This is a genomic window from Polaribacter litoreus (assembly GCF_054584775.1).
In genome coordinates this window covers 1-3,140 of sequence record NZ_JBTLRD010000048.1, presented here as the reverse complement: position 1 = coordinate 3,140, position 3,140 = coordinate 1, and the positions used below count along the sequence as shown (strand labels likewise).

Annotated in this window: 3 protein-coding genes; all 3 read left to right on the top strand. The window is 28.0% G+C overall.

From position 1 onward, the window contains the following. Window positions 1–130 precede the first annotated feature (130 nt). The 3 genes from ACW9UN_RS16880 (at window position 131) to ACW9UN_RS16870 (ending at window position 3,053) form a co-directional block, all read left to right on the top strand. The gene (locus tag ACW9UN_RS16880) at window positions 131–634 is read left to right on the top strand and encodes a hypothetical protein (RefSeq protein WP_459487539.1); all 504 of its coding nucleotides are present in this window, start codon (window positions 131–133) and stop codon (window positions 632–634) included. 130 nt (window positions 635–764) lie between these two features. After that, on the top strand, window positions 765–1,286 hold the full coding sequence (locus ACW9UN_RS16875) for a hypothetical protein (RefSeq protein ID WP_459487538.1): 522 nt from the start codon (window positions 765–767) through the stop codon (window positions 1,284–1,286). A 162-nt stretch (window positions 1,287–1,448) separates the two neighbouring features. Beyond that, window positions 1,449–3,053: a Helicase associated domain protein gene (locus ACW9UN_RS16870; protein WP_459487536.1), complete on the top strand. Its 1,605-nt coding sequence runs from the start codon at window positions 1,449–1,451 to the stop codon at window positions 3,051–3,053. The last annotated feature ends 87 nt before the right edge of the window (window positions 3,054–3,140 follow it).

Genomic DNA, 3,140 nt, shown 5'->3' with positions numbered 1-3,140 from the left:
AAATTTATTGCTTTTTCGGGTTTTTCTTACGAAAAACCTCGGAAACGCTAAAGTTTTAGTTTAAATAGCTTTTTTTTTCGCTAAATTTACGCAACAAATAATACACCAAAACGTTGGTAGCTATTAAAAAATGAAAATAGAAAATAACATATTAGATAGAAAAATCACGAAAGTAATTTATAGTGAAATAAATCATCATAATGGAAAATTCTATTTTAACGGATTTGACACATTTGACCATTCTATAAATATTCAAATGGAAAATGAATATTGGTGGAATTTAAGTTGGAAAGATGACGAATATTTTGAATTTGGTGAAGGTTATTTTGACGGAAACAAACATATTGAGCAAAGTGAAATAAAATCTTGGGAATCTACTGAAAGGTGGAAAAAAGTTCTTAATAGTAAAGTGTCTGAATTTAAAACTGAATATATAGATGAAGCTGAATTAATTATAAATAAAATAATTCTTGAATTTGAAAATGGAGAAATAGTAAATATTCTAATTGCACCAGAATTGAATGAAAATGGAATGATTTCTCATCCTTTGGAATATGATTTCGGAGGAGAAATTTATGTTTTCTACGACGAAAAATTATTGAATACAAAACAAACAGCTACCAACACCGTGTAAAAAAAATTGCTGGTAAAAGCCTACTTACGAAAATCCTCGCGGATTTTCTTGGTTCGTGTTTTATTTACTAACTTTATTACCTAAACCACGCAACTTTTCTTACACATAAACGTTGTGTAACATTATGAAAATGAAAAGAATACTTGTTATTACTACATTATTTTTAGCTATTAGCTGTTCAAAATCAAAAACTAAAAAGGAATCTGAAAAATCGATTTTCAATCAAACAGTTGAAAGAATTGAAAATTTAGATTGTTTCAAAAATTTTGAAATGAATTCTGGAACTGTATTAAACCATGAAAAAATTGAATGGAAATACGCATCAACTGTTTTGCAGTTTGAAAATAAAAGAATAATAACTTTTGAGGAGATTATTAAATCTGGAAAATCTGAAAATAAGTTTCAAATTTTAGACACAATCCATATCAACGACTTAAATGAGAGGGAATTTATATCTGTTGGAATTTGTGAAAACTACGGAAAAGGAGATTCTAGAATTATAGCCTTAGTAGAAAGACCTGAAAATGATTATGATGTAGAAAAATTTACAAAAATTAAGAAAGTTTGGAGAGCAAACTTTGAGACTAAAAAAATTGAAGAAATTAAAAATAAAAAAGGAATTGTTTGTATGAATGAAAGTTATGGGATTTAAAAAACGTTACACAACACCGTGTAAAATTTATTGCTTTTTAAGGTTTTTCTGGCGAAAAACCTCGCAAACGCAAAAGTCTGTAATTATTAGTTATATTTAGTTAAATTTACGCAACAAACCTTACACAACAACGTTAGGTGCAAGCAAAACAAACCACAGTAAATGAAAACAACTTTCTTAGGACACGGACTTAGTTCTGATAAAAAAAATAATGTCAGGAAACAACTCGCTGAATCTTTTGAAAGCAATAATTATAAAAAATTTTATGGATTTGTTGCTTTTGCAACTCTTTCTGGTATTAAACCCTTAAAGTCAAAACTTAAAATAGCAAAATCAAATTTCGAAGAAATCAAATTCTTTATTGGAATTAATGGTAATATTACTAGTGAAGAAGCTCTTGAATTTTTATTAAATGAAAATATTGAAACATATATTTATTATGATGAATCAATTCCTGAGAAAATTTATCATCCAAAATTATTCTTATTTGAGGGTAAAGAAGTTTCTAGAATAATTATTGGTTCTACAAATCTTACAAATCGAGCAATTAATTTAAATGTGGAAGCATCAATTCAGTTAGACCTTGGATTAGATGACTTAAACACGCTTACTGAAATTAAAGACTATTATTCAAGTCTCTTAGACCTTTCTTCACCTCATACAAAATTACTCTCAAAAGAATATTTAGAAGTTTTAAAAAAACGAGGTTTACTCTCTAATGCAAAGGAAGAGGAAGAGGAAAATAATGATGATGAAAATGACGAAACTAAAACGAAATATGATTATGACAAAAAGTTTACAGAAAATGATAAAGAAAATTTTGATAAACTATTAGTAAGATATATTTCATATAAGAAAGAAAAACGACCTGATGGTATAGTAAGTAAACACGTTAAAAGTGAACAAGATAAAGAGTTATTCAGATGGTATCAAAAAATGCACGCTTTATACAACCAAGATACAGACTCTCTACCTTTTGAATATTTTGAAAAGTTGCTTGAAGCAGAATTTCCTTTCGATGGTATTGGTAGAGAGAATAAAAGAGCAATCGAATGGGAAAAAAACTTTAATAAGGTAGTAGAATTTAAAAACAAGGTAAGTCCTGATACTGATTATACTTATGTACCACAATTCAAAAATAAATATCATCCTTATTACGAAGTGGGCAGATGGTGTGCTTGGCAAAAGCAAAGAAGAAAAGGAAATAAAAATTATGGACCATTACTTACGACTCACGAAAAAAAGAGGATGAAATCTATAAATTTTATTTGGGATTATGATAGTAAAATGTATAGGCGTGCCAAAGATGATGAATGGAAAGATACTTTGAAAGAACTAGAAAAATATTATAACGTCAAAATAAATTATAAAACCGTTCCTTCACAAAAAACATACATTGGACATTGGCTAAGTGACCAAATGTCATTCAAAACAAAACAAGATAGAGAAGGTAGAAATGACTTACTAAGTTCTGAAAAAGTAGATATGTTAGGAAAACTTCTAATAAAAAATGGAGTTGAATGGGAATGGAGAAAGCAAAAGGAAAGAGAAGGAATTGAAGATAAGATTAAAATTTGGCAGTTTATTGAAAAGTTAAAAGCTGAAGGCAATTACAAAAAGTTCAGGGAAGAAAAACCAGAAATTTTAAAAAAATATAACAATGAAATTGCTCAATTAAGAAGACAAACAAAAGGTTGGAATAATGAAAAAAATAAATGGAAATTTGAACTTGTTGACAAAGTAGGATTTCCATATAAGAAAGAATAAATGCCTGCACCTAACACCGTATATAATTTATTGCTAGTTCTAGCCTACTTACGAAAATCCTCGCGGATTTTCTATTCGGTTTTTATT